The organism is Jatrophihabitans sp. (assembly GCA_036389035.1).
Taxonomy (GTDB): domain Bacteria; phylum Actinomycetota; class Actinomycetes; order Mycobacteriales; family Jatrophihabitantaceae; genus Jatrophihabitans_A.
In genome coordinates this window covers 111,902-136,950 of record DASVQQ010000039.1, presented here as the reverse complement: position 1 = coordinate 136,950, position 25,049 = coordinate 111,902, and the positions used below count along the sequence as shown (strand labels likewise).

Genomic DNA, 25,049 nt, shown 5'->3' with positions numbered 1-25,049 from the left:
GGCCCGGCGCCGGGCCGGTCGGCCGGCATCGGCCGCAGCCGGCGGATACCGCTGTTTGGAACTGCCGGGTGGATCAGTGCGGGTAGGCTGCTGCTGGCGCCGAAGGCGTCGCGAACAGTATCCACGCGTTGATCCAGACGATGCCCAAGCCGGGGGGCGAGGCGACGATGCCGGACCGTCGATTGTGGCGTCTTCTCGTCATCATCACGATCCTGGACCTGCTGATCGTCCTGACCGGACCGCTCGTCCTGCTGTTCGACGGCGATGACCCCACCGACGGCCCTGGCCGGCTGCTGGTCGGCGCCGCGCTGCTGGCCCTGGTGGTGCTGCCGCTGCAGTGCCTCGCGCTCTGGAAGGTCCTTGCCGGGCAGTTCGGCGAGCAACGCCGGTTGCGCCGGTTGTTCCGCCGGATCGACGAGGTGATCCGGACCGGTGACCTGACCATCGCCTTTCAACCCGTGGTCGACTCCCGTGACATGCGGGTGGTCGGCGTCGAGGCGCTGGCCCGGTTCGGCGGTGACCCGCTGATCACCCCGCTGCAGTGGTTCACCGACGCCGAAGTGGTGGACCGTGCCCTGCAGCTGGACCTGCTGGCGGTGCGCAGCACGCTCAGCTCCGCGGTGAACCTGCCGCCGGACGTCTATGTCGCGGTCAACGTCTCCCCCGCCACCTTCGCCAGCACCGCGCTGCTCGGCGAGCTCCGGTCCACGGCTATCCGGGCCGAGCGGCTGGTGCTCGAGGTCACCGAGCACTCCTCGATCGAGGACTACGCGCCGCTGATCGAGGCCCGGATGCGGCTGCGGGAGCACGGCATCCGGCTGGCGGTGGATGACGCCGGGGCCGGTTACGCCTCGTTCCGGCACATCGTCGCGCTGGCACCCGACATCATCAAGATCGACCGGACGATCGTCTCGGGAGTGGACAAGGACAACTCCCGCAGCGCCCTGGTCGGCGCGATGGTGATGTTCGCCCACGGCTCCGGGGCCACCGTCGTCGCCGAGGGGGTCGAGACCGCCAGCGAGCTGGACTGCCTGACCCGCCTCGGGGTGGACACCCTGCAGGGCCACCTGACGGGGATGCCGACCAGCACGCCAGCCGACTGGTCGACCTGGGGCAACTCAGCCCCGACCGCCAGCAGCCGCTGAACGCGGCGGTGGCCGGACTTGGCGGCCGCTGAACCGGCAGTCGCCGAAGGCGGCAGTCGCCGACCCGGCAGCTGCCGGGCCCAGCGGGTCAGGCTTTCGGAAACTTGAACTTGGAGATGTCGGGCAGCTCGGTGCCCGGCGGCAGCCCGGGGATGCCGCCGGCCCCGAACCCGCTGGCGCCCAGGCCGCCCGGCAAGCCGGGCATGCCGCCGGGTAGGCCAGCCGGCATCCTGGGCTGGTTCGGGCCGCGTCCGGCCTGCTTGTTCTTGCCCTTCTTGTTCTTGCGGTTGTTCTTGTTGCTGTTGGGCCGCCGGGCGCCGGGCAATCCCATCCCGCCGGTCATCTTGGCCATCATCTTGCGGGCCTCGAAGAACCGGTCCACCAGGCTGTTGACCTCGCTGACGGTGACGCCCGAGCCGTTGGCGATCCGCAGCCGCCGGGAGCCGTTGATCAGCTTGGGGTCATCGCGCTCGGCCGGGGTCATCGACCGGATGATCGCCGCGGTCCGGTCCAGGTCCTTGTCGTCAACCTGGGCCAGCGCCTCTTTCATCTGGCCGGCGCCGGGCAGCATGCCCAGCAGGTTGCCGATCGGGCCCATCCGCCGGATCGCCTGCAGCTGCTCCAGGAAGTCCTCCAGCGTGAACTGGTTCCCGCTGGTGATCTTGGAAGCCATCCGCTCGGCTTCGTCGGCGTCAAAGGTCTTCTGGGCCTGCTCGATCAGGGTCAGCATGTCGCCCATGCCCAGGATCCGGGAGGCCATCCGGTCGGGGTGGAAGACGTCGAAGTCCTCCAACTTCTCGCCGTTGGAGGCGAACATGATCGGCTGGCCGGTCACGTAGCGCACCGACAGCGCCGCGCCACCGCGGGCGTCGCCGTCGAGCTTGGTGAGCACCACGCCGGTGAAGCCGACCCCGTCGCGGAAGGCCTCGGCGGTGTTGACCGCGTCCTGGCCGACCATCGCGTCGAGCACGAACAGGATCTCCTGCGGCTGCACCGCGTCGCGGATGGCGGCGGCCTGGTTCATCAGCTCGGTGTCGATGCCCAGCCGGCCGGCGGTGTCGACGATCACCATGTCGTGCTGGGAGCGCCGGGCGAAGTCCAGCGAATCGCGGGCCACCGAGACCGGGTCACCGACCCCGTTACCCGGCTGCGGGGCATAGACGGCCACGCCGGCCCGCTCACCGACCACCTGCAGCTGGTTGACGGCGTTCGGGCGCTGCAGGTCACAGGCCACCAGCACCGGGGCGTGGCCCTGGTCCTTGAGGTGGCGGGCCAGCTTGCCGGCCAGGGTGGTCTTGCCGGCGCCCTGCAAGCCGGCCAGCATGATCACGGTCGGCGGGTTCTTGGCGTAGCGCAGCCGCCGGGTCTCACCGCCCAGGATCGTGATCAGCTCTTCGTTGACGATCTGGATGACCTGCTGGGCGGGGTTGAGCGCCCGGCTGACCTCCTCACCGGCCGCCCGCTCCTTCACCGCGGAGATGAACTGGCGCACCACCGGCAGCGCCACGTCGGCCTCGAGCAGCGCGATCCGGATCTCGCGGGCCACCGAGTCGATGTCGGCCTGGGACAGCCGGCCCTTGCCACGCAGGCCGGTGAAGACCTTGTTCAGCCGGTCAGACAGTGTGTCGAACACCCGAAGAACCCCTTAGGTGCGCATAGCGCGCGTCAGCGTCGTCGTCCGTGGAGAACGTCGCCACCCAGGTTACGGGACCAGCCGGTTGGGATCAGTCAGCCGCTCGCCCGCTACAGCAGCCCGCGGCCGCCGTCGACGTAAATGACCTGACCGGTGACGTAGCCGGATTCCTCGCCCGCGAAGAAGGCGGCGGTGTTGGCGATGTCGTCGGGGACCCCGCCCCGGCGGACCGGCACGGTGGCCGCCACGGCCGCGCGCATCGCGGCGATGTCGGTGCCGATCCGCTCGGCGGTGGCCTTGGTCATCGCGGTCTCGATGAACCCCGGCGCGATCGCGTTGACCGTCACCCCGAACTGGCCCAGCTCGATGGCCAGCGTCTTGGTGAAGCCCTGCAGGCCGGCCTTGGCGGTGGCGTAGTTGGCCTGGCCCCGATTGCCCAGCGCCGACGTCGAGGACATGTTGATGATCCGGCCGTAATTGGCGGTGACCATGTGCGCCTGGGCCGCCCTGCTGCACAAAAAGGCGCCCTTGAGGTGCACGGCCATCACCGTGTCCCAGTCCTCCTCCGACATCTTGAACAGCAGGTTGTCGCGCAGCACGCCGGCGTTGTTGACCAGGATGTGCAGGGCGCCGAACTCGGCCACCACCCGCTCCACCGCGGCCTGCACCTGATCGGCCTTGCTGACGTCGGCGCCGATGCCGATCGCGCCGCCGCCGATCCGCTCGGCGGTCGCCGCCGCGGCCTCGGCGTTGAGGTCGGCCACCGCGACCTTGGCGCCGCCGGCGGCCAGCCGGGTCGCGATCGCCTCGCCGATGCCCTGCGCGCCGCCGGTCACCAGCGCCACCCGATCCTGCACTCCTGCCATTACCGCTCCTTCTGCTTCGCGCCGGCGGTCGTGCCGGTCTGGTCGGCCGTGCCGGTCTGGTCGGCCGTGCCGGTCTGGCCGGCCGTGCCGATCTGGTCGGCCGTGCCGATCTGGCCGGCCAGCTTGGCCATGCCGACCAGCCAGCCCTCGACATCAGCTGCCTTGGTTGCCCAGAACTTACCCACCCGCGGATGCGGCAGGACCAGGAAGGTCTCGTTGGTGACAGCCTCGACGACAGCGTCGGCGACCTGCTCGACGCCGATCACCGGGCCCGAGGCGGCCACGGCCGCCGCGGCCGGTGACCCGGCGGCCAGGCCGTCCATCAGCAGCGGGGTGTCCACGCCCATCGGGCACAGCACGCTGACCCGGATGCCACGGTCGCGGTAGGAGTAGGCCAGCCACTCGGCCAGACCCACCGCCGCGTGCTTGCTGGCGGTGTAGGGCGCGTCACCGGGTGCGCTGAGCAGGCCGGCGGCCGAGGCGGTGTTGAGCAGGTAACCGCCGCCGGCCGCGATCATGGCCGGCAGCACCGCCCGGGCCGCGTACACGTGAGCCATCACGTGAACCTCCCAGGCCCGCTGCCAGGCGTCGTCCGCTGCCGTGCCGACCTCGCGGGCCGGGTCGGAGGTGCGGCCGGCGTCGGCCGCCAGGCCGGTCCCGGTCGCGAGGCCGGCGTTGGAGCAGAACAGGTCGATCCGGCCGTGCTCGGCCAGCACGCCGGCCACCAGCCCGGCGACCGCCGCCTCGTCGGTGACGTCCAGGCCGGCCGCGGCGGCCCGGCTGCCCAGCTGCGCCGTGACCGCCTGGGCCGCGGCGAGGTCGCGGTCGGCCAGCACCACCGCGTGGGCGCCCTCGGCGACGAACCGGCGGGCCAGGCCTGCTCCGATACCGCTGCCAGCGCCGGTCACCACGATCACCGCGCCCGCGATCCTCACCGACCGCCCTCCGCGGCACCACCCTGCGCCGAACCGCCCTGCGCAGCGTCGCCGTCCTCCAGCGTCGCCTCCGGGACCGCTTCCTCCGGTGACTGCACCAGGCCGGCCGGCCCCAGCTCGGCGAGCACCGCCGCCAGGCCCGCCGGATCGGCCGTCTCGGAGCTCGGCAGCACCGCGAGCACCGGGATCTGCACGCCGGCCTCGACGTAGCGCAGCACCTGGTCCCGGCAACTGCGCGGGTTGCCGTGCAGCACCAGCTCGTCGATCACGTCGTTGGGCACCGCCTGCGCCGCGCCGGCCCGGTCGCCGTCCTCCCAGAGCTGCCACATCCGTTCCAGCCGGGGTCCGCGGCCCAGCCACCGGTGGAACTCGGCGTAGGCGGGCACGTTCAGGTAGGCCGCGATCAACCGGCGGCCCAGCGTCCGGGCGTAGTCGGCGTCCTCGGTCGGGCACACGAAGACCCGCGCCACGATGCGGCTGGCCGGGTTGCCGATCTCGGCGACGCAGCGGCCGACGTCGGTGGCGGCCAGCCAGTTCAGGATCGCGCCCTGGGCCTCGCGGCCGGCCAGCGCCAACATCTGCGGACGCAGCGCCGCGAGCAGGATGGGCACCGGCATGGTCGGCGGCTGCTCCAACCGGAAGCCGGACACCGTGAAGGTGTCGAAGTTCGCGCTGACCTTCTCACCGGCCAGCGCCCGGCTGACGAAGCGCAGCACGTCGCGGGTCCGGCGGTAGGGCTGGTCGAAGCCGATGCCGTTCCACTGCTCGACGATCGCCGGGCTGGAGGCGCCCAGTCCCAGGCTGAACCGGCCCGGCGCGAGCTCGGCCAGGGCGGCCGCGGACTGCGCGATCAGGACCGGCCCGCGAGTGAACACCGGCACGATCGCGGTGCCGAGGTACAGCCGGGGCTCGGCCACCGCGGCCAGCGCCAGCGGCGTGAAGGCGTCCGGGCCGGCCACCTCGGAGGACCAGGCGTCGGTGTAGCCCCAGTCCGGCAGCGCCCGCATCACCTCCGCGTGCGCGGCCAGCTCCAGGCCGGGCAGCGGAACCGTGACCCCCCAGCTGCCGGTCATGCCCGGCTCGCTTCGCCGGTGCGGGCCCGGTTGAGCTCCACCCGGGCCACGCTGCGCAGGTGCACCTCGTCAGGCCCGTCGGCCAGGTGCAGGGTTCGCAGGCCCGCCCACATCTGGGCCAGCGGCGTGTCACCGGACACCCCGGCGGCGCCGAAGGTCTGGATCGCCCGGTCCAGCACGTAGGAGGCCGCCCGCGGCGCGGCGACCTTGATGGCGGCGATCTCGGTGGCGGCCTGCTTGACGCCGGCGGTGTCGATCAGCCAGGCCGCCTTGAGCACCAGCAGCCGGGCCTGCTCGATGGCCAGCCGGGACTCGGCGATCCACTCCCGGATCACCCCCTGATCCGACAGCGGCCCGCCGAAGGCCTCGCGTTCGGAGGCCCGGCGCACCATCAGCTCGAGCGCCCGTTCGGCCATTCCCAGCGACCGCATGCAGTGATGGATCCGGCCCGGGCCGAGCCGGGCCTGCGCCATCGCGAACCCGCCGCCTTGCGGGCCGAGCAGGTTGGTCACCGGCACCCTCACTTCGTCGAAGCCGATCTCGGCGTGGCCACCATGCGCGCCGTCGTCATAGCCGTACACCGTGGTGGAGCGGTGCACGGTGACCCCAGGGTTGTCCAGCGGCACCAGGATCATCGAGTGCCGCGCGTACCTGTCTGCTGTCGGATCAGACACGCCCATGACGATGGCCAGCCGGCACTCCTCGCGCATAGCGCCGGTGGACCACCACTTTCGCCCGCTTATGACATAGGAATCACCGTCGCGACTGATCCGGGTGGCGATGTTCGTCGCGTCCGAGGAAGCCACGTCGGGCTCGGTCATCGAGAAGCAGGACCGGATCTCACCGGCCAGCAGCGGCGCCAGCCACTGCTCGTGCTGCTGCTGGCTGCCGAACATCGCCAGCAGTTCCATGTTGCCGGTGTCCGGCGCCGAGCAGTTCATCGCCTCCGGCGCCAGGTTCGGCGCCCGTCCCGACAGCTCGGCCAGCGGCGCGTAATCCAGCACCGACAGCCCGGGCCCGAACCGGTCATCGGGCAGGAACAGGTTCCACAGTCCGCGACGGCGCGCCTCGGCTTTGAGGTCAGCCATCAGCGCGGGCGTGCGAAACGGGGTGCCGGTCTGACGGTTCTCTTGCTCCTGCTGGTGAAACTCCGCCTCGGCAGGATAGATGACCTCGCTCAGAAAGGCCGACAGCGCGGCCTGCAGGTCGACCGAGCGAGCGCTGTGCTGAAAGTCCATCTAGAGCTCTCCGAGCTGTGAGTGGGCGGCGGCCAGGGTGGAGTCGCGCAGCGCGCCGAACACCTCGAAGCCGTCGCCGACGGTTTTGCCCTGCAGGAAGCGGGCATGGATGCCGGCTGAGATGACGCCGAGCTTGAAGTAGCCGAACGCGATGTGCCAGTCCAGGGCGCCGGCGTCGAGGTAAGTTGCCCGGGCGTAACGGCGCACCATCTCCTCCGGCGAGAGAAACCCTTGCGAGACCGGGAAGTCCGGCATCACACCAGCGGCCACCCGGGATTGCTGGTGGTAGACGTAGAGCAGGCCGACGTCGGTCAGCGGATCACCCAGCGTCGCCATCTCCCAGTCCACCACCGCCTGAAGAACGGCGCGGCCATCGGTGAAGTCGCGATCGAACAGGACGTTGGTGAGCCGGTAGTCACCGTGCACGATGCCGGCCCGCGACGATTCCGGAAGCCGGGCTGCCAGCCGCCGCACCACCTCGGCCTCGACGTCGCTGCCCTCGGGCGCGGAGGCCTGGAACTGCTTGTGCCAGCGAGCCACCTGGCGTTCCAGGAAACCCTCGGGCCGGCCGAACCCGGTCAACCCCACTGCCGCCGGGTCGATCTGGTGCAGCGCGACCAGGGTGTCGACCAACGCCTCGGTGCTGCGCCGGGCGACGAGGGGGTCGCTGACCTTGGCCGGGTCGTCGAGCACCACCCCGTCCACGAAGGACATCAGGTAGAACGGCTCCCCCAGCACCTCGCGATCGGCGCACAGCGCGATCGGCTCCGGCACCGGCACCGCCGAGCCGTGCAGCGCCGAGATCACCGTGAACTCGCGCGCCATGTCGTGCGCGGTGGGCAGCACGTGGCCCATCGGCGGGCGGCGCAGCGCCCAGGTGCTCGTGCCGTCGGTGAGCCGGTAGGTCAGGTTGGACCGGCCGCCGGCGATCACCTCAGCGGTCAGCTCACCGGTGCGCAGGCCAGGCAGGGTCGCGTCGAACCAGCCGGTCAGCCGGCTCAGGCTCAGGCCGGGTGGGCCGTCCTGCCGCTGGTCAGGCTTCGGATCGGCCGAGGTCACTTGCCCACCCTAGGTTCCAACCGGCTGATCGGTAAAGACATTTCTGCCTTTACCGACCAGTCGGTACGTGGGGATGGCAACCCGCGCGCCAGTCGATGATTTCCACCCCTCGCATGCTCGCGACGGTGTTACCTTCTGCGTCCCAGGCGAGGCATTCCGCAGGACTGACAACCAGTTTCTCTGGTTCGGCCGGTGGTCAGCCGCGTCTCGGACGACCCGTTCCTGCTAGTCACTGTGAGGTTTCATGAAGAAGTCACTGACGGTTGCCGGTGCCACCGCGCTGTTCGCGGCACTGCTCACCAGCTCCGCGAACACCGCCTCGGCCAACGCGCCCTGCGGCAAGACCGGGCCGGATATCGATGGCAGGGCCTACGTGAGCGCGACGACCGATGCCGCCAACATGCGCACCGGCTCGAGCACCACGTGCACCAGCATCGGTTCCTTGCTGGCCGGCCAGCGGATCGACTACCACTGCTTCACCCACACCAGCAGCGGCGCCACCTGGTCCTACCTGCGCAACATCACCACCGGAAAGATGGGCTGGGTTCGCGATGACCTGCTGCCCAACAACGGCAGCACGTTCTACTGCGGCTTCTGACCCAGCCGCCAATCTGCAGCCAAGAGGTATGACGTTGGCCGGCTGAGCCGGCTGGTAACGCCAGTCAGCCGGCCAACGCCCGGACCAGCACAAGTTCGACCCGCTCTCGGTGCGGCTCGGACAGCGGCTTGCCGTCGGCGTCGGTGAGGTAGCAGGCGCCGAGGACGTGCGCCCCCGGCGATGAGATCCGGGCCGAGCGGATGTCGGTCCCGTCAGGCCGCCGACCGCCAGCAACGCGACCCTGCCCGCGGAGCCGCGAACGGGACTGCTGTCCTGGTTTTTGGGCTAAACCGGCAAATGTTATTAATACCCCTCTTCACACATACCCGTCAGCGTGAAATCATCAGGGCGCCACATCCGCGTCCGTGGCGCGCAACGCGCCCCGGACGTCGAGCGTGCGATCGGCGGCTTGGCGAGCAGTCAGGGGGCTCTGGAGAGGCGGGAATGCAGGTGGACGGGGTGTCACATTCGGCCGGACTGAAAGTAGCCGTCGGCGCCGTGCCCACCGCGCGCTGGGATTTCGCCATGCTGTGGGCAGGTCAGTCCACGAGCCTCGTCGGCAGCAAGTTCATGGTGCTGGCACTGCCCTTGCTGGCCGTCACGACACTCGGGGTGTCCGCAGGGCAGGCAGCGCTGGTGCCCTTCGCGCTGTTCGGACCCTGGCTCATCTTGGGCTTGCCTGCGGGGGCCGTCGTCGAGAGGTTACGGCGGCGCAGCGTCATGGTCGTCAGCGACACCGTCCAGGCCGCCGCCTTCCTCGCCATCGCCGTCCTGTGTTGGCAGGGGAGCCTGTCGTTTTCGGGGATGCTCGCCCTGGTCTCCATCGCCGGCTGCGCCACCGTGTTCTTCCAGATCGCCTACACCTCATACCTGCCGGTGCTGTATTCCGATCCCGCGCTGCTGCACCGTGGTAACGCCCGGTTGTTCGTCTCGGAATCCGTCGGGCGGGCCGCCGGTCCCGCGATCGCGGGGTTCCTGATCAAACTCACGAGTGTCACCTGGGCGGTGGCAAGCGTCGTCGTCACCTACGCGGTTTCGGTTCTCACCCTGCTGTTGATAAAAGCCCGGGAGGCACGGCCGAGGGCCGTGGCAGTGCGTGGGCGCGGCTGGATCTACCGCGATGTGCTGGTGGGGCTACGGTTCACCTTCGGGCACGCCCAGCTCGAACCCGTCATCCTCTGCGGCGCGATCTACGTTCTCTTCCTGACCTCGGTCGAAGCCAGTCTCGTGCTCTACTGCCGGCAGGTGCTCGGACTCAGCCCGGCTGGAATAGGCATTGTGATCGGCGCCGCGGCGGCCGGCTACCCGCTGGGAAATGTGGTCTCCGGTCGGTTGGTTCAACGGCTCGGTGCTCCCAGAACCCTGGTCATGGGGGCGGCCATCTCGGTCGCGGGTCTCGTGTCGATGCCGGTCGCGGGTCAGCTGGGTTCGGTGGCGGGCCTGGTCGCCGGCAGCGTGGTGCACGCTTTCGGTGAAGGTGTCTTCGGCCCCACGGGACTCACCTTGCGCCAGATCGCCTCACCGCCGGAGATCCTGGCCCGGGTCAACGCCGTCACCCGCTTCCTCAGCTGGGGCATGGTGCCGCTGGGCAGCCTGCTGGCCGCGGCCACCATCGCGCTGAGTGGGCTCTCAGCCGCGATCTGGGTCGGCGCGCTCGGCACCGTGTTATGCCTGCCCGTACTGATTCGCCGCGGAATCCGAGCCGGCCTGAGCCGACCATCCGTTGACCAGCATGTCCACGCGTCGGAGAAGGGAACAGTGGCAGGATGAATTACGCGCCCGGAATGCAGGAGTTCATCGATCGATTCAGCCAGGCCATGCCCCCGGACTTCTACACCCGCCCGCTGGCAGAGGCGCGGGCACTCTACGAGAACCTCGGTTCGGTGTTTCCCTACGACATCCCCGCAGGACTCACCATCACCGATGAGACGGTGGCACACAACGGCCGCCAGCTCCTGATCCGGGTGTACCGCCCGGACCGGACCACCGGTCGGGGCCTGCTCATCTACATTCGAGGCGGTGGATTCGTCATCGGCTCGCTGGACTCCTTGCACTCCGTCGTCGCCGAACTCGCTGCCAACACCGGCCTGGTGACGATAGCCATCGACTTTCGGATGGCCCCCGAACACCCCTTTCCAGCCGGCCTCGAGGACTGCTACGACACCCTGTGCGCGATCGTCGCCGACATTGCGCGATTCGATGTTGACCCGAGCCGGATCGTTGTCGCCGGCGACAGTTCCGGGGCGAATATGGCAGTGGTGCTCTGCATGATGACCCGGGACCGCGGCGGGCCGACGCTGCGCGGTCAGGCACTGGTCAGCCCGGTCCTCGACTTTCACCGATGGCGCGGCGGCGGCGAGGACGTGCCGCTGCTCACCGGCGGGGAGATGGAGTTCTTCACCGCGTGTTACTGCCCCGATCCGGAGCAGGCCCGCCACCCCTATGTCTCCCCCCTCATCGACGGGAAGTTCCATGACCTGCCGCCGGCATACGTCGTGGGCAACGACCTGGACTCGCTGCTCGTGGACGCCCGGCTGTACGCCGAACGGCTACGACAACACGGCACCGAGGTCGAGCTCTTCCTGGGTGAGGGGCTGGTGCACTCGTCCCTGCGCGCCCGGGCGCTCAGCCCCCGAGCGGCGCAGATGTGGCAGACGTTCTGCGCCCACGCGGCGCAGCTCGCGAGCTAGGCCGGCGCGCAGAATTAACCCGATCAGCCGGCCAACGCCCGGACCAGCCCAAGTTCGACCCGCTCCCGGTGCGCCTCGGACAGCGGCTTGCCGTCGGCGTCGGTGAGGTAGAAGGCGTCGACCACGTGCGCCCCCAGCGATGAGATGCGCGCCGAGCGGATGTCGGCCCCGGCACTCTCCAACGCGGCGGTCAGCCGGTGCAGCAGGCCGATCCCATCGCGGGTCCGGACCTCCAGCACGGTGGCGTCGGTGGCCTCGTCGTCGAACCACAGCAGCCGGGGCGGCTGAGCCAGTTGCCCGGAGTCCCCGGAAAGCCGGTAGGACCGTTCCTTGGCGCGCAACCGCTCATCCAGCGCGAGCGTGCCGGCCAGGATCCGGCGCAGGTCGGCGTTGAGCAGCGCCGGGTCGGGCAGCTCACCGAACCGGGGCGAGACCGTGAACCGGTTGACCGCCATCGTGCCCACCGTGCGCACGTCGGCGGCCTGCACGTCCAGGGAGTGCAGCGCCAGCAGCCCGGACGCGCTGGACAGCAGCCCGGTGGCATCCGGCGCGGCCATCAGCACGTCAGCGCCCTCGATCACCACCTCGATCCCGCCGCCGCGGGCCAGCCGCAGCACCGCCTCGGACGGTGGTCGCGCAGCCGGCAGCCGGTCGCCGCCGAGCACCCCGGCGACGCGGTGGACCAGCTGGCTGACCAGCGAGGCCTTCCAGTCACTCCAGGCCGCCGGCCCGGTGGCCGCGGCGTCGGCGATCGTCAGGTGGTGCAGCAGTTCCAGCAGCTCGGCCGAGCCGTCGATCGCCGACACCACCAGCGCCACGGTCGAGGGGTCCTCCAGATCGCGCCGGGTGGCGGTGTCGGGCAGCAGCAGGTGGTGCCGGGCCAGGCTCGCCACGGTGGCGGCGTCCGCGGCCGAGAAACCCATCCTGCTCGCCATCCGCCCGGCCAGCGCCGCGCCGGTCACCGAGTGGTCCCCCGGGTAGCCCTTGCCGATGTCGTGCAGCAGCGCGCCCACCAGCAGCAGGTCCGGACGGGCCACCTCGGATGCCAGCGCCCCGGCCCGGACGGCCGTCTCGATCAGGTGCCGGTCGACGGTGAACAGGTGCACCGGGTTGTGCTGGGCCTTGAACCGGACCTGTTCCCACTCCGGCAGCAACCGGCTCAGCAGGCCGTGCTGGTCCAGCGCCTCCAACGCCGGCACTGCCCGGGCGCCGGCTCCCAGCAGCGCGACGAACTCCTCGCGGGCCGCGGCCGGCCACGGCTCGGGCAGCGGGGCGCCCTCGGTGACCAGCCGGCTCAGGGCGTAGGCCGAGATCGGCAGGTCCGCGGACGCTGCCGCCCGGGCCACCCGCAGGGTCAGCACCGGATCGGCCCACGGGTCGGCGTCGCGGGCCAGCACCACCTCGCCGGCCTGGGCCACCACGTCCTTGGCCAGCGGCACCCGGGCGGCCGCCGCGCCAGGACTCCGGCCGGTCGCAACCGCCGGGCGCAACCGGCTCAGCAACGACCTGGGCGCCGGGCGCTCGGCGCCAGCCACCCGGCGCCAGGCCGCGTCGGTGGCGTAGGCCAGCGTCCGGGCCGCCTCGTGCACCGCCCGCAACACCTCGTCCGGCCCGGGCAGGCCCAGCGCCCGGGCCACCGACTCGCGGTCCTGGGCCCGCAGCACGTCGGCCGGCCGGCCGGCCAGCCGGTGCAGCTCGCCGCGCACGTCCAGCAGCACCGTGGCGGCCTGCTGCACGGCCGGCGTCAGGTCCAGCAGTTGGGCCGAGGCGAGCGCGCGCAGTCCCACCCAATCGCGCAACCCGCCCTGGCAGTCCTTGAGATCGGGCTCCAGCAGGAAGGAGGCGTCCCCGCGACTGTTCCACCGGCCGCGGGCCAGCTCTCGCAACTGCGGCGCCTTCTCCTGCGCCCCGCGCCGCCACCGGCTGATCGCCTGCTCGCGGACCAGCCCGGTCAGCGCCGGGTCACCGGCGATATGCCGGGCGTCGAGCATTCCCAGCAGTGCCTTGAGGTCCTCGGCGGCTACCGCGAGCGCCTGCTGCGGGGTCCGCACCGAGTGGTCCAGGCCCATCCCGGCGTCCCAGATCGGGTACCACAGCGAGTCCGCGACCGAGGCCGTCTCCGCGGCGCCCAGAGCCTTGCCGTCGTGCAGCAGCACCAGGTCCAGATCGCCGTACGGGGTGGGTTCCCGGCGTCCCAGGCCGCCGACCGCCAGCAACGCGACCCCGGGCGCCGGGGGCAGCAGCCCGGCCAGCCACGAGTCGAACATCGCGGTCAGGCCGGCTCGCAGCTCCGACCCCACCAGGTCGGTCCGGGCCAGCAACCGCGCCCGGTCAGACCTGATGGACCGCACCGCTTCGGCGGAGCGCTCAGAGGGCGTCGTCATCCCGTTCGCCGGTGCGCACCCGCACCACGGTCTCGACCTCGGTCACCCAGACCTTGCCGTCGCCGATCTTGCCGGTCCGGGCGGCCTCCACCATCGCCTGGACCACCTTGTCGGCGTCGTGCACCAGCACCTCGACCCGCACCTTGGGCACCAGGTCGACGGTGTACTCCGCGCCCCGGTAGACCTCGGTGTGCCCGCGCTGGCGGCCGAAGCCGGAGACCTCGCTGACGGTCAGGCCCTGGATGCCCAGGTTCTCCAGGGCGAGCTTGACCTCTTCCAACTTGAAGGGCTTGATGATCGCGGTCACCAGCTTCATGCCTGCACCCTCTCTTTGGTAAGCGCCGACGGGGCGAAGTGCCCGCCGCCGGAGCCGGTCAGCGTACCGAAGTCATAGGCGGTCTCACCGTGCACGGACTGGTCCAGACCGGCGATCTCTTCCTCTTCGGTGACCCGGTTGCGCATCACCAGGCCGATGACCTTGACGATGATGTAGGTGCCCACGAAGGAGAACACCGTGACCACGCCAGCCGCCTCGGCCTGGTGCAGCAGCAGGTTCCAGCCGCCGTACTGGCCGCCGCCGCCGTAGAGGATGCCGTTGTTGGCCAGCGGGTTGGTGACGTCGGTGGAGAGGAAGCCGAGCGCCAGGGTGCCGATCCAGCCGCCGACGAAGTGCACGCCGACGACGTCGAGCGAGTCGTCGTAGCCGAGCCGGTTCTTCAGGCTGATCGCGAAGGCGCAACCGGCGCCGGCGAGCAGGCCGATGATCAGCGCGCCGCTGACGCTGACGAAACCGGCGCACGGCGTGATCGCCACCAGCCCGGCCACTACGCCGGAGGCCGCGCCCAGGGCGGTTGGCTTGCCGTAGCGCAGTTTCTCCACGATCAACCAGCCCAGCATCGCGGTCGCGGCGGCGGTGTTGGTGTTGACCCAGGCCATGCCGGCTAGGCCGTTGGCTGCCAGCGCGGAGCCCGCGTTGAAGCCGAACCAGCCGAACCACAGCAGGCCGGCGCCGAGCATCACGAACGGGATGTTGTGACCGCGCATGTTCTCCCGGGGCCAGCCGCGGCGCTTGCCCAGCACCAAGGCCACGGCCAGGCCGGCCGCGCCGGCGTTGATGTGCACCACCGTGCCGCCGGCGAAGTCCTGGGCGAAGAACTTGCCCGCTGACTGCATGGACTGGTTGAGAAAGCCGTAGCCGTTGAAGACCCAGTGCGCGACCGGGGCATAGATCAGGATCGACCAGGCCGAGACGAAGGCGACGAAGGCGCCGAACTTCCAGCGGTCGGCCGTGGCGCCGGTGATCAGGGCCGGGGTGATGATCGCGAACGTCAGCTGGAAGGCGACGAAGACCATGGTCGGCATGGTCTGGGCCTCGCCCAGGGCCGGCACCACGTCGGTGATGTTGCGCATGAACAGAAAGTGCAGGTCACCGATGTAACGACCGGTGCCGCCGAAGGCCAGGGTGAAACCGATGACAACCCAGGTGACGCTGACGATCGCCATCGCGGCGAAGTTCTGCATCAGCATGGCAAGGGTGTGCTTGGCGCGGACCATGCCGCCGTAGAAGAACGCCAGCGCCGGGGTCATGAGCAGGACGAGGGATGCCGAGGCCAGTACCCACGCCGTGTCGCCCCCGCTGAGGTTCTCGAGGTCGAACGGCACGTAACTGGTGGCGGCGAGGACGGCTTGTGACACTAAGGTCTCCGCTTCTTCTCGGGTGGGTGCGAGCAGGACAGCGCGCTGGAACGAGAATCAGCCGGGCCTGTTACGGCCGAGGACGCGAGCATGTTTCAGTGACGTGAACGACTTGATCGCCGCCGATTCCGGTGATCTTTCCACCGAAATGCATGCATCTTCACTTTCTCATTTACACAACCTGCAGTCACTTTGGGTAAGCGCGCTCGCGTTCCCGGGTAGCTTCGAGGCCATGCCCAGCCTGACCCGTGTCGAAGCCGTCGAGCGCGCCGCGCTTCTCACTGTCCGCAAGTACCGGATCACCCTGGATCTGACCGGCGACGGTCCGGATTTCGGCTCCGACACCACCATCGAGTTCTCGGCGGCCGAACCCGGGGCCAGCACCTTCCTCGACCTGCGGGCGGTCGAAGTGCGGTCGGTGACGCTCAACGACGAACCGCTCGACCCGGCCGGACTCGTCGACGGCCGGCTGCCGCTGACCGGGCTGCGGGCCGAGAACGTGCTGCGAGTGCAGGCCCGGATGGCCTACTCCAGCGACGGCGAAGGCATGCACCGCCACGTCGATCCGGCCGACGGTCGGACCTACCTGTACGCGATGTCCTTTTTGGACGCCGCGCCGCGCTGGTTCGGCTGCTTCGACCAGCCCGACCTCAAGGCTCCCTTCGACATCGAGGTGCACTGCCCACCGGAGTGGACCGTGATCGGCAACGGCGCGGCGACCCGGTCAGCACCGGGTCATTGGCGCCTGGCCAGCACCCGGCCGCTGGCCACCTACTTCGTCACCGTGGTGGCCGGGCCCTACGCCTCGATCACCGCCGAGCACGACGGCATCGCCCTGGGACTGCACGCCCGCGCGTCGCTGGCCCCGCACCTGCGGGCCGAGGCCGCCGACATCCTGGGGGTCACCACCGCGGCGCTGGACCGCTTCCACGAGCTGTTCGGCATCCGGTATCCGTTCGGGGAGTATCACCAGGCCTTCGTGCCCGACTTCAACGCCGGCGCCATGGAGAACCCGGGTTGCGTCACCCTGCGCGATCAGTACATCTTCCGCAGCGCCGCGACCAGGGGCCAGCGCTGTGACCGGGCCTCGACCATCACCCACGAGATGGCGCACATGTGGTTCGGTGACCTGGTCACCATGCGCTGGTGGGACGACCTCTGGCTCAACGAGTCCTTCGCCGAGTACATGGGCTACCGGGTGTGCGCGGACCTGGCCGGCGAGCAGGGCGGGCTGGCCGCGCTGGCCTGGCTGGAGTTCGGCCTGCACCGCAAGGACTGGGGCCGGGTCGCTGACCAGTCGCCGTCGAATCACCCGGTGGCCGGCAACGGCTCCTCCGACGCCGCCGGGGCGCTGTCCGACTTCGACGGCATCTCCTACGCCAAGGGAGCCTCGGCTCTCAAGCAGCTGGCCGCCCATTTCGGCGACGAGGTCTTCTTCGCGGGCCTGCGCCGGCACTTCGAGCGGCACCAGTTCGGCAACGCCGAGTTCGCCGACCTGATGGCAGCCTGGACCGAGGCCGGCGCCCTCGACCTGGACAGCTGGGCCCAGCGCTGGTTGCGGACCAGCGGGCTGGACACCCTGACCGGCGAGCAGCGTCCCGCCAGCATCACCGCCCCGGCCGGCGCCACCGTCGCGGCCCGCGAGGTGTGGCTCAGCCGCATCTCGCCCGACACCGCCCGACGCCCGCACACCATCCGGGTGACCGGCTACGACGCCCAGGCCCGGCCCAGGCTGGACGAGCAGGTCACCCTGGACTCCGACGCCGTCCGGGTCGGCCCACCCGACGTCGAGCCGCTGCGGCTGGTGGTGGCCGACAGCGCCGACGACAGCTGGGCCAAGATCCGGTTCGGCTCGGCCGGCTGGCAGCCGGTCGCCGAGCTGCTGCCCCGGATCGCCGCGGCGCCGACCAGGGTGGTGCTCTACAACGCCATCCGCGACGCCGTCCGCAACGCCGAACTCGACCCGGCGCAGGCCCTGGACATGGTGCTGGCGGCGCTGGCCGAGGAGCCGGTGGAGCTGGTGACCGCCGAGCTGCTGCAGTTCGCCACCGACGAGCTGGCCGGCAACTACGCCAGGCCCGCGGACCGGCCGGGCCGCCGGGCGCAGGTGGCCGCCCTGACCCACCGCCTGCTGGCCGGCGCCGAGGCCGGCAGCGACGCCCAGCTGGAGGCCGCCCGGGCCGGCATCCGCCAGCGACGACGCCGACTGGCTGCGCGCCTGGTGGGCCGACGAGCGGCTGCCGGCCGGGCTGGTGATCGACGCCGAGCTGAGGTGGGCGCTGGTCACCCGGCTGGCTGCCCTGGGCGAGCTCTCGGCAGCCGACATCGACGCCGAGCTGGCCCGGGACGAGAGCGCCGCCGGGGTGCTGCACGCGGCCCGGGCCCGGGCGATGCGGCCGGACCCGGCCGCCAAGCAGGCGACCTGGGCGCTGCTCACCGAGCCCAGCCAGCGCCCGGCCTACGAGCTGTACGCCAGCGCCGAGGGTTTCTTCGAGCCCGGCCAGACGGAGCTGACCGCCGGTTACCTGCCCCGGTTCTTCACCGAGATGCCGGCCACCGCCACGCACCGGCAGGGCTGGGCGCTGGGCCGGGTGGTCTTCAACGCGTTCCCGGTGGCCGCCGCCTCACCGCGGGTCCTGGAACTGGCCGAGGCGGCCCTGGCCGACGGCCGGGAGCTGGATCCGGCGGTCCGGCGGGCCTTCGTCGACCGCACCGACACGCTGCGCCGGGCGGTGCTGTCGCTGCGGCGTTATGGCGGGGTCTGAGACCGGCGGGCGAAACGCGCCAGCTAGGGTCTGCTCATGAGTGAGATGAACGTCCGCGGCCTGACCGTCGCCGTGCACGTCGGTGATCGGGACGAGGCACTGGCCTTTTACTGCGCGCTGATCGGCCGCGATCCGGATCTGGGCCCGGACCCCGACTTCTACGAGTGGGAGATCTCACCCGGCGCCTGGCTGCAGTTGTCCACCGGCCGCACCGACATCAACCCGTCCTCATTCCGGCTGCGGTTGCAGGTCGAAGACATCGAGGCCTCGGTCAACGTGCTGCGCGCCAAGGGCTTCGAGCCCAGCGACGTCAAGGTGCTGCCGGGCCTGGTCGCCTTCGCCAACCTGACCGACCCGTGGGGCAACCCGCTCGGGGTCTACCAGGACCTCGGCGTCGTCGCCGGCCCGTAGCGACGGCCGGGACCGACCCTCAACGAGCCAGGCCTATCCTCAGGACCGGGCCGCCAGCCGATCCAGCCGGCGCACTATGCGATTCATCAGGTCGACCCCCTCCGCCCGGGTGGTGGCGCCCCGGTAGCCGAACCGCATGTCGAAGCTGATCCGGGTCACCTCGCTGCTGTTGAGCACCGATCCGTGGCCGAGGTAGCCGCCGTCGAAGATCAGCGCCTGCCCGTAGCGCAGGGGCACCGGCGCGTAGTCCTGTGCCCCGTAGTCGCTCTCCAGCTGCAGCGCTGCCGTCCCCCGCACGTCGGTGACGGGCAGCCAGAAGTTGAGCTGGTCGACCCGCTTGGTCACCGGGACGTCGGCGTGGAACGAGCTGACGCTGGCGGTGCCGGGAAAGTGCACCCGCACCTTGGGACGGTTGGAGTACGACAGCGACCGGCCCGCCACCGGAGCCAGCACCAGCCGCATGAACTCGTGGTAGAGCTGGAAGAACGGCGAGCTGTCGGGCAGCCGCTGCACCAGCTCACGGGCCGCCAGGTTGTCCCGGGTCCGCAGCACCGCCCGCTGGCCGCGCGCCTCGCGCGCGGCCAGCACGTCCGAATGCAGCCTGTCCAGCGCCCGGACCTGGAACACGTCGCGCCGCAGCAGCATGGCGAACGGGAACCGCTCGGTGTCATAGCCCAGCCGCACCCTGCTGGCCACCGGCCTCGGCTCGTCCGGCCGGCGGTCCGCTCGGTCAGCTCGGTCATCGGCCACCGGCGTGCTCACCTGCCGGCCGCCCGCACGACGTAGCGCAGCATCCGCAGGTTGAGCACCGCCGTCTGCCAGGCGTTGTAGACGAACAGCCCGCCGCTCTGGCTGGCCCGGCAGGTCAGTTCCAGCAGGTGCTCCCAGGCCCAGTCCGGCAGCCCGAGCCCGGGCTCGGTGGCCAGCAGCAGCTGGTCGGCCGCGCTGATCGGCGCCATGCCGGTCAGCGTCACCGGGCGGCCCCCGGCGCAGGCCCGGCCGCTGCCGAACAGCATCGACCGGCCGGTGATCGGGTCCAGCACCGCCCGGCACTCCCCCTCGACCAGTCCGGCGGGACCGCCGGCCCAGCGCAGGCTGCTGCCACTGGCGTGCGCCGATGCCGGGACCTGCCCCGCCACCCGCAGCTCGGCGCCGACCTCGAGACGCATCAGCTGAGGCCCGCGCTCGGTGGCCAGCCGCAGCAGGTAGTCCCCGCTCAGCTCACCGGGCGCCGTACCACCCCGCGCCGGCCGCGGCAGCGGGTGCGCGCTGAACTCGACCCGATGACCGCTTGCCGCGCTCTCTCCGGCCGGCCAGCTGGCGCCGACCAGCCGCCGGCCGCCGCGCGCGGTCAGGTCGGTCTGCAGGTAGCCGTTGCCGGTCTCATCGCTCCACCGGATCGCCCCGGCCGAGTAGCTGGCGCCGGCCAGCACCCGGCCGTTGAGATAGACCCGATCCCGTTCCGGCTTGCCGGGCCGGGCCAGCACGAAGACGCTCCATTTCCGCTCCGGCTCCAGGTACAGCCCACTCCACGGAGCCAGGGTGGTCCGTAGGGTCCGGTCCAGGTCCTCGCCGAGGGTGGCCGGGTCGATCTGGAAGCCGCGCCGGGCGGCCCAGTCCCGCAGCACGCCGGCCCGCTCGCCCTCGGCCGCCCTGTTGACGGCGACCGCCAGGTCACGGCTGGTCGAGTTGCTGGCCAGCAGGCTGCGCAGCATCCGGGCCGTGCCCGGCGCGGTGCGGCTGCGGGTGCCCTTGGCGGCCAGTTGCACCTGGCCGCCGTCCCGGCTGGACAGCAGCGCCTGGTCCCGCGGGGTGAGCGTCCCGCCCTGCCACCCCCGCACCGTGGCCACCGGGTCGTCCTGGTAGCGCACCCGCAGCTCCGGATCGTCGCGCAGCGCCAGCACGAACCTGGCCGCCGCGGTGTCGGACTGCCAGTGGTAGCCCTGCGGCACCCGGAACTTCGCGAAGTCGGTGAACGCCTTGCGTTCTCGCGCGCCGTAGCGGTCGATCACTCGTAGCGGCCCGGCCGCGGGCTTGAGGTGCTGACCCGGCTTGAGCAGTCCCAGCTCGCGCAGCACCCGCTCGTCGACCGCCGCCACCTGAACCGGCGGCAGGTAGAAGGTCGAAAGGCCCGTGACGCTCGCCTGCACCGACGGCTCGCGCAGCTCGGCGATGGTGTGCCCGGCGATCAGCGGCTCGATTCCCGGATAGCGCGAACCGACGTAGTGGGTCACCACCTGGTCCGGGCCGTAGACCGCCTCCAGGTGGTCCAGCAGCAGCGAGAACCCGCTGTTGAGAAAGCCCTGCCGGCGGTAGCCCAACTCGCCGATCAGCCCGACCTGCCACAGCACGACGTGCAGCGCCGGATCGGGCTGGCGCCGCCGCACGATCATGTCGGTGGCCTCGTAGGTCATCAACCCCGGCTGGCTCGGGTCGAAACCCAGGTCGGCGCACATCGTGTCCAGCGCGCTGACGCCGGCCCGCATCACCGCCCGGTGCCCCTCCCGCCTGGCGATCGCGATCGCCCGGTGGGTGGACAGCACGAAAACCCCGGGGTGGCCGTAGAAGATCGCCGCCACCCGCATCCCGCGCCGGACGAAGTGCAGCATCGCCTCGGTCATCTGCATGTAGGTGACGTGGCGCAGCTTGGCGTCGTCGTAGAGCACGTACAGGTCGTAGGCGTCCGGCCGCCGCTCCTTGATCCACACCGCGGTCGCCGGGTCGGCCACGCAGTAGAACACCTTGTCCGCGGCGTCCAGGATCAGCTCGTCGGCCCGGCTGAAGCCGACGGTTTCGATGCCGGAGCCGATCACCGTGAGCTCACCGGCTGATTCCGGCTGCGCCGGCCCGGCGGGTGAGTCGGTGATCCGGTCCGCCTCGGCCGCGATGGCCGCCGCCAGCGCCAGCCACCGCTCGGTGTGCTGCTGCCGGCTCGGGTAGCCCTGCGGCGGCACCTCGTGCAGCAGCGGTTCGCCGCCGGTGGTCTCGCGCAGTGCCGTCATGACTTCAGGTACTGCATCGCGACCGCCGCCCCGACCTTCACCGGCAACGGCTGGCCGTTGTAGGTGTAGGCGCCCAGGGCCTGGAAGGCCTGGTACATCTGCGCACCGGTGTAGGGCGCCATCGCGGCGACCGCGGCCTGCTGGTCACTGCTGGACCACTTCCAGCCCGCCGCGGCGTTGTCGGCGGTGGTGTTCTGGGTCATCGAGATGGTGCTGACCGACATCTGCGCGCTGGTGCCGTCGACGCCGGCCTGCTGGACGTAGTCGGCGTAGGTGTTCCACCGGTCGCTGACCGGCTTGCTGTCATCGAGCATGTAGTTGATCAGCAGGCCGAGCCCGGTGGACTGCCTGGGCTGCAGGTCGGCGATCGCCTTGGCGTCGGCGTCCTTCCATGCCTGCAGCAGCTTGCCGGCGGTGTCGAAGGCGAAGCTGATCACCGCCATCTCCAGCAGCGCGGGCAGTCCCTTGGTCATGATCCAATTGCCGATCGAGTTGACCAGGCCGTCGACCATTCCCGGCTCGACGTCCACATCGGTGTCGATGTCGACGTCCACATCGATGTCGATGTCCACCTCCACGTCCACGTCGATGTCGATGTCCACGTCGATGTCTATGTCGACGTCCACGTCTATGACCAGGATGTCGACGTCCACGTCGATGTCGACATCGATGTCGACGTCGATGTCTATGTCGATATCGATGTCCACATCCACGTCGATGTCGACGTCGACGTCCACATCGACGTTGATCGGGTCCACGTCCGGCCCGAGTTCGGTGTCCGGAGCCACGTCGTCGCCGGTGTCATTGGCCCACGAGCGCACGTTGTCCAGCAGCTTGGACGAGTTGTCGGCCAGCCACTGCAGGCCGTTGGCGGCGCCCTTGAGGATGGTGATGGCCATGTCCATCGCCATCGCGAACTGCACCAGCACGAACGAGCCGTAGACCAGGTCGTAGGCAACGGCATACCACGGCAGCTGCGGGTCCTGATACGGCTGGGCGATCGTCTGGGTGCCGCCGACCGTGCCGACGTAGCACATCACGATGACGCCGGGCTGGCCCTCCAGGGTCAGGTCACGCACCACCCCGGTGAAGCTGACCTGCGGCGACACCCCGGCGTCGGAGTTCAGCGCGGTGTTCGACAGGTTCAGCGCGGTGCCGCTGCCACCGGTCGGGGTGTAGGTCGCGCTGCCGTTGGCGATCTCCAGCATCGCGCACACCTCGGTCGGCAGGATGAACTGCGAGTTCGCCACCTGCGGCTGGTAGCAGTAGTAGCTGCCCGGAAAGGCGTACAGGGAATTGGTCGCCCAGTAGGACACGATGCTGAAGGTGCCGAAGTCGACGCCGGGGTAGCCGTTCTGGCTGAAGAAGGCGGCCACCTGGGCGTTGAGCTGGGTGGGGTCGGTGTTGTCGAGCACCAGCGCGTTGAACTGCAGCGCCACCGGTGAGTACGGCTGGCTGGCGAAGGACTTGTAGAAGGTCCAGCAGCTGTCGGTGATGGCCTCGTCGGCCTGGGCCACCGTGACCGACTGGGTGGGCGGGTTCAGCGCGTCCACCACTGCCAGCTTCAGCGGGAAGTCGTCACTGGAGCACGCTATCACCACCCGGGCGATCGGCTCGCTGGTGCTGAAGCTGCCGGTGCCGGACTCGACGGCGCCCAGGCTGGTGTAGATCGGCAGGTAGGCGGAGGAGTCCGTCGAGGGTGGGTCACTGACCGGCTGGCAGGTGGTCAGGTACACCGTGACGGGCTGGCCGTAGCTGTTGTCGACCGTGAAGTCGTAGCTCGGAGCGCTCATTCGGCGAACTCCGGCTCGAAGTCCTCGGTGCCTTCCTCGACCTGGCTGGACTGGTCCTCGATCGCCTCGGCGGAGTCCTCGTACTCGTCCGCCGCGGCCTGGGACTCCTTGATGTTGTCCTGGACCTGCTGGCTGACCTCGCTGCCGAGCTGCTCCACGCTGAGGTTGATGTTGGCGTTGACGTCGGTCAGGCTCGCCGACACGTCGCTGAAGTCGCTGTTGACCCGCGCCTCGCTCAGCTGGTCGCTGGCCTCCATCAGCTGGCCGGCGGCATCCTCCAGCGCCGGCGGGGTGCCGATCTCGGCGAGCTCCTCCAGCTGGCCGCGGTACTCGTCGATCGAACCCTGGTAGGCGTCGGCCTGCACCTGGTCCAGCGCCTGGACCTGGTCGACGTTGGCCTCGACCTGCGCCTGCGGGATGGCGGCCTCCTGGGGCACCTCGATCAGCGGCTGGCCGCCGTCGGCGCCCATGTGGTCGGCGACGTCCTGGGCATTCTGCTGGGCCTCGTTGCCGATCTGCTCGGCGCCGGCGTCGGCCTCGGCCTCCTGGTCGGCGTTCGGCGCCTCGCCGTCGTTCTCGTTGGCCTCGTCGTTGTCGAGGGCCTCCTTCTTGCCCGACAGCTTCTGCTTCAGGAAGTCGATCGCCATCGCCAGACCCATGATCTTCATGAAGTCGTTGAACAGGTCGTCGAAGCTGGTCGGCAGCAGGCTCTTGAGCCAGCTGGTGAAGGCGTCGGCCGGTTCCTGGCTGACCCCGATCACCTTGACGCCGTTGACCGTCCCGATCAGCACCGGCCAGAGCACGTTGTCGCTGGACTTCTGGGTGAAGGTGCTCTTGAGCGCGTAGCTGCCCTGCAGGCAGATTCCCGGGATGTCGACGTTGGGGTTGTCGACGAACTGCCCGTTGGCGAAGGAGAGCGAGGTGCTGCTGCCGTCGGACAGCGTCACGGTGTAGCCGGAGTCGGCGTCGGTGGGATCCGCCGGTGAGGGAGCGCTGGCCGGCAACGTGAGGACGACACTGCCCTGACCCGAGCTGCTCGAGCTGGAACCGCCGCCGTTGGCGTCGGAGGCGGCGTAGAGGTAGTAGGTGCGGCCGGGGTTGCCGGAGGCGTCCAGGCCCCAGGTCCAGGCGAACTGCTGCATGTGGGTGCTGATCGCGAGGTAGCTGGCGAAGTCCAGCCCCTGGTAGCTCTTGGTGGAGTTGAAGTAGGCATCGACGGTCTGCACCATCGAGGTCGAGGTGCTCTGGCCCTGCGCGGAGTTCATCGCCGAGACGAAACCGGTGGCCAGCTGTGAGCCGGGGTAGGCCATGATGTTCTGCATGAAGGCGAAGCCCAGCGACATGTTGGCCGCCTCGGCATCGGTGATCACCACGTCGGGGTAGGTCTCGGTGGTGAAGTCGATCACCTCGCCGACGTTGGCCACCGGAAACAGGCCCGCCGGCTGGGAGACCAGCAGCTGGTAGATGTAGCTGGGCTTGGTCTGGCCGTTGGAGACATAGGTGTCATTCAGGGTGACGGTGGCCGAGGCGCCGGCCGCCAGGACGGTCCCGCCGGTGGACAGCGACAGGGCCTTGAGCGACTGCTGGTAACCGGTCTTGGTCGAGTAGGCCGGCACGGTGGTGGCCGACTGGTAGGCGTCCAGGACGACGACGGCCTTGCTGGACTTGTTCACCACGTTGCAGGTGGTGTTGACGGTGGTCATGGGATCACTCATTCCGAGGGAGGGCTCGCCTGACCGGTACGGGGGAGGCGGTCATCGCC

Annotated in this window: 19 protein-coding genes; 6 read left to right on the top strand and 13 right to left on the bottom strand. The window is 70.4% G+C overall.

Going from position 1 to position 25,049, the window contains the following annotated elements; translation table 11 throughout:
• The first annotated feature begins 128 nt into the window (after window positions 1-128).
• On the top strand, window positions 129-1,145 hold the full coding sequence (locus VF557_19345; protein HEX8082371.1) for an EAL domain-containing protein: 1,017 nt from the start codon (window positions 129-131) through the stop codon (window positions 1,143-1,145).
• An 88-nt stretch (window positions 1,146-1,233) separates the two neighbouring features.
• Here VF557_19345 and ffh read toward each other — a convergent pair whose 3' ends face one another.
• From ffh to VF557_19315, 6 genes are all read right to left on the bottom strand, one after another.
• The gene (gene ffh / locus VF557_19340; GenBank protein ID HEX8082370.1) at window positions 1,234-2,778 is read right to left on the bottom strand and encodes a signal recognition particle protein; all 1,545 of its coding nucleotides are present in this window, start codon (window positions 2,776-2,778) and stop codon (window positions 1,234-1,236) included.
• 110 nt (window positions 2,779-2,888) lie between these two features.
• Complete coding sequence (gene fabG, locus VF557_19335; protein ID HEX8082369.1) at window positions 2,889-3,644, bottom strand: 3-oxoacyl-ACP reductase FabG; 756 nt, start codon at window positions 3,642-3,644, stop codon at window positions 2,889-2,891.
• Window positions 3,644-4,579: an SDR family oxidoreductase gene (locus tag VF557_19330; protein HEX8082368.1), complete on the bottom strand. Its 936-nt coding sequence runs from the start codon at window positions 4,577-4,579 to the stop codon at window positions 3,644-3,646. The genes fabG and VF557_19330 overlap by 1 nt, the downstream gene beginning before the upstream one ends.
• Window positions 4,576-5,652, bottom strand: a complete 1,077-nt coding sequence (locus tag VF557_19325) for an LLM class F420-dependent oxidoreductase (GenBank protein ID HEX8082367.1) — start codon at window positions 5,650-5,652, stop codon at window positions 4,576-4,578. Before VF557_19325 ends, VF557_19330 begins: the two co-directional genes overlap by 4 nt.
• Window positions 5,649-6,890: an acyl-CoA dehydrogenase family protein gene (locus VF557_19320; protein ID HEX8082366.1), complete on the bottom strand. Its 1,242-nt coding sequence runs from the start codon at window positions 6,888-6,890 to the stop codon at window positions 5,649-5,651. Before VF557_19320 ends, VF557_19325 begins: the two co-directional genes overlap by 4 nt.
• On the bottom strand, window positions 6,891-7,949 hold the full coding sequence (locus tag VF557_19315) for a phosphotransferase family protein (GenBank protein ID HEX8082365.1): 1,059 nt from the start codon (window positions 7,947-7,949) through the stop codon (window positions 6,891-6,893). It abuts the gene before it with no gap.
• A gap of 244 nt (window positions 7,950-8,193) precedes the next feature.
• Between VF557_19315 and VF557_19310 the strand changes: the two genes are divergently transcribed.
• The 3 genes from VF557_19310 (at window position 8,194) to VF557_19300 (ending at window position 11,237) form a co-directional block, all read left to right on the top strand.
• Window positions 8,194-8,547 carry an SH3 domain-containing protein gene (locus VF557_19310; GenBank protein HEX8082364.1) on the top strand — a complete coding sequence of 118 codons (354 nt, stop codon included), beginning with the start codon at window positions 8,194-8,196 and terminating at the stop codon, window positions 8,545-8,547.
• Window positions 8,548-9,045: 498 nt separating this feature from the next.
• Entirely contained in the window at window positions 9,046-10,317 is a 1,272-nt protein-coding gene (locus VF557_19305) for an MFS transporter (GenBank protein ID HEX8082363.1), read from the top strand.
• Window positions 10,314-11,237, top strand: coding sequence for an alpha/beta hydrolase (locus tag VF557_19300; protein HEX8082362.1), 924 nt, complete (start codon window positions 10,314-10,316; stop codon window positions 11,235-11,237). The genes VF557_19305 and VF557_19300 overlap by 4 nt, the downstream gene beginning before the upstream one ends.
• 23 nt (window positions 11,238-11,260) lie before the next feature.
• Here VF557_19300 and VF557_19295 read toward each other — a convergent pair whose 3' ends face one another.
• From VF557_19295 to VF557_19285, 3 genes are read right to left on the bottom strand one after another with little or no spacing between them, the layout of a single operon-like run.
• The gene (locus tag VF557_19295; protein ID HEX8082361.1) at window positions 11,261-13,621 is read right to left on the bottom strand and encodes a [protein-PII] uridylyltransferase; all 2,361 of its coding nucleotides are present in this window, start codon (window positions 13,619-13,621) and stop codon (window positions 11,261-11,263) included.
• Complete coding sequence (locus VF557_19290; GenBank protein ID HEX8082360.1) at window positions 13,605-13,937, bottom strand: P-II family nitrogen regulator; 333 nt, start codon at window positions 13,935-13,937, stop codon at window positions 13,605-13,607. Before VF557_19290 ends, VF557_19295 begins: the two co-directional genes overlap by 17 nt.
• Complete coding sequence (locus VF557_19285; protein HEX8082359.1) at window positions 13,934-15,316, bottom strand: ammonium transporter; 1,383 nt, start codon at window positions 15,314-15,316, stop codon at window positions 13,934-13,936. The genes VF557_19290 and VF557_19285 overlap by 4 nt, the downstream gene beginning before the upstream one ends.
• 232 nt (window positions 15,317-15,548) lie before the next feature.
• Between VF557_19285 and pepN the strand changes: the two genes are divergently transcribed.
• Window positions 15,549-18,125, top strand: a complete 2,577-nt coding sequence (pepN, locus tag VF557_19280; GenBank protein ID HEX8082358.1) for an aminopeptidase N — start codon at window positions 15,549-15,551, stop codon at window positions 18,123-18,125.
• Window positions 18,118-18,492 carry a VOC family protein gene (locus VF557_19275; protein HEX8082357.1) on the top strand — a complete coding sequence of 125 codons (375 nt, stop codon included), beginning with the start codon at window positions 18,118-18,120 and terminating at the stop codon, window positions 18,490-18,492. The genes pepN and VF557_19275 overlap by 8 nt, the downstream gene beginning before the upstream one ends.
• Window positions 18,493-18,531: 39 nt before the next feature.
• On the opposite strand, the gene VF557_19270 is transcribed toward VF557_19275, so the two are convergent.
• Genes VF557_19270 through VF557_19255 form a run of 4 tightly spaced genes read right to left on the bottom strand, consistent with a single transcriptional unit; the run spans window position 18,532 to window position 24,990 of the window.
• On the bottom strand, window positions 18,532-19,254 hold the full coding sequence (locus tag VF557_19270; protein ID HEX8082356.1) for a hypothetical protein: 723 nt from the start codon (window positions 19,252-19,254) through the stop codon (window positions 18,532-18,534).
• Window positions 19,251-21,494 (bottom strand): SAM-dependent methyltransferase, encoded by a 2,244-nt coding sequence (locus VF557_19265; protein HEX8082355.1) that lies wholly within the window; start codon window positions 21,492-21,494, stop codon window positions 19,251-19,253. Before VF557_19265 ends, VF557_19270 begins: the two co-directional genes overlap by 4 nt.
• The gene (locus VF557_19260) at window positions 21,491-23,287 is read right to left on the bottom strand and encodes a hypothetical protein (protein HEX8082354.1); all 1,797 of its coding nucleotides are present in this window, start codon (window positions 23,285-23,287) and stop codon (window positions 21,491-21,493) included. The genes VF557_19265 and VF557_19260 overlap by 4 nt, the downstream gene beginning before the upstream one ends.
• Window positions 23,284-24,990, bottom strand: a complete 1,707-nt coding sequence (locus VF557_19255; GenBank protein ID HEX8082353.1) for a hypothetical protein — start codon at window positions 24,988-24,990, stop codon at window positions 23,284-23,286. Before VF557_19255 ends, VF557_19260 begins: the two co-directional genes overlap by 4 nt.
• Between the last annotated feature and the right edge of the window lie 59 nt (window positions 24,991-25,049).

What these genes read in the sequence shown, in the direction of transcription:
- fabG (HEX8082369.1), bottom strand. Translation starts at nt 3,644, where the DNA reads ATGGCAGGAGTGCAGGATCGGGTGGCGCTGGTGACCGGCGGCGCGCAG.
- VF557_19325 (HEX8082367.1), bottom strand. Translation starts at nt 5,652, where the DNA reads ATGACCGGCAGCTGGGGGGTCACGGTTCCGCTGCCCGGCCTGGAGCTG.
- VF557_19320 (HEX8082366.1), bottom strand. Translation starts at nt 6,890, where the DNA reads ATGGACTTTCAGCACAGCGCTCGCTCGGTCGACCTGCAGGCCGCGCTG.
- VF557_19310 (HEX8082364.1), top strand. Translation starts at nt 8,194, where the DNA reads ATGAAGAAGTCACTGACGGTTGCCGGTGCCACCGCGCTGTTCGCGGCA.
- VF557_19300 (HEX8082362.1), top strand. Translation starts at nt 10,314, where the DNA reads ATGAATTACGCGCCCGGAATGCAGGAGTTCATCGATCGATTCAGCCAG.
- VF557_19295 (HEX8082361.1), bottom strand. Translation starts at nt 13,621, where the DNA reads ATGACGACGCCCTCTGAGCGCTCCGCCGAAGCGGTGCGGTCCATCAGG.
- VF557_19290 (HEX8082360.1), bottom strand. Translation starts at nt 13,937, where the DNA reads ATGAAGCTGGTGACCGCGATCATCAAGCCCTTCAAGTTGGAAGAGGTC.
- pepN (HEX8082358.1), top strand. Translation starts at nt 15,549, where the DNA reads ATGCCCAGCCTGACCCGTGTCGAAGCCGTCGAGCGCGCCGCGCTTCTC.
- VF557_19275 (HEX8082357.1), top strand. Translation starts at nt 18,118, where the DNA reads ATGAGTGAGATGAACGTCCGCGGCCTGACCGTCGCCGTGCACGTCGGT.
- VF557_19265 (HEX8082355.1), bottom strand. Translation starts at nt 21,494, where the DNA reads ATGACGGCACTGCGCGAGACCACCGGCGGCGAACCGCTGCTGCACGAG.
- VF557_19260 (HEX8082354.1), bottom strand. Translation starts at nt 23,287, where the DNA reads ATGAGCGCTCCGAGCTACGACTTCACGGTCGACAACAGCTACGGCCAG.
- VF557_19255 (HEX8082353.1), bottom strand. Translation starts at nt 24,990, where the DNA reads ATGACCACCGTCAACACCACCTGCAACGTGGTGAACAAGTCCAGCAAG.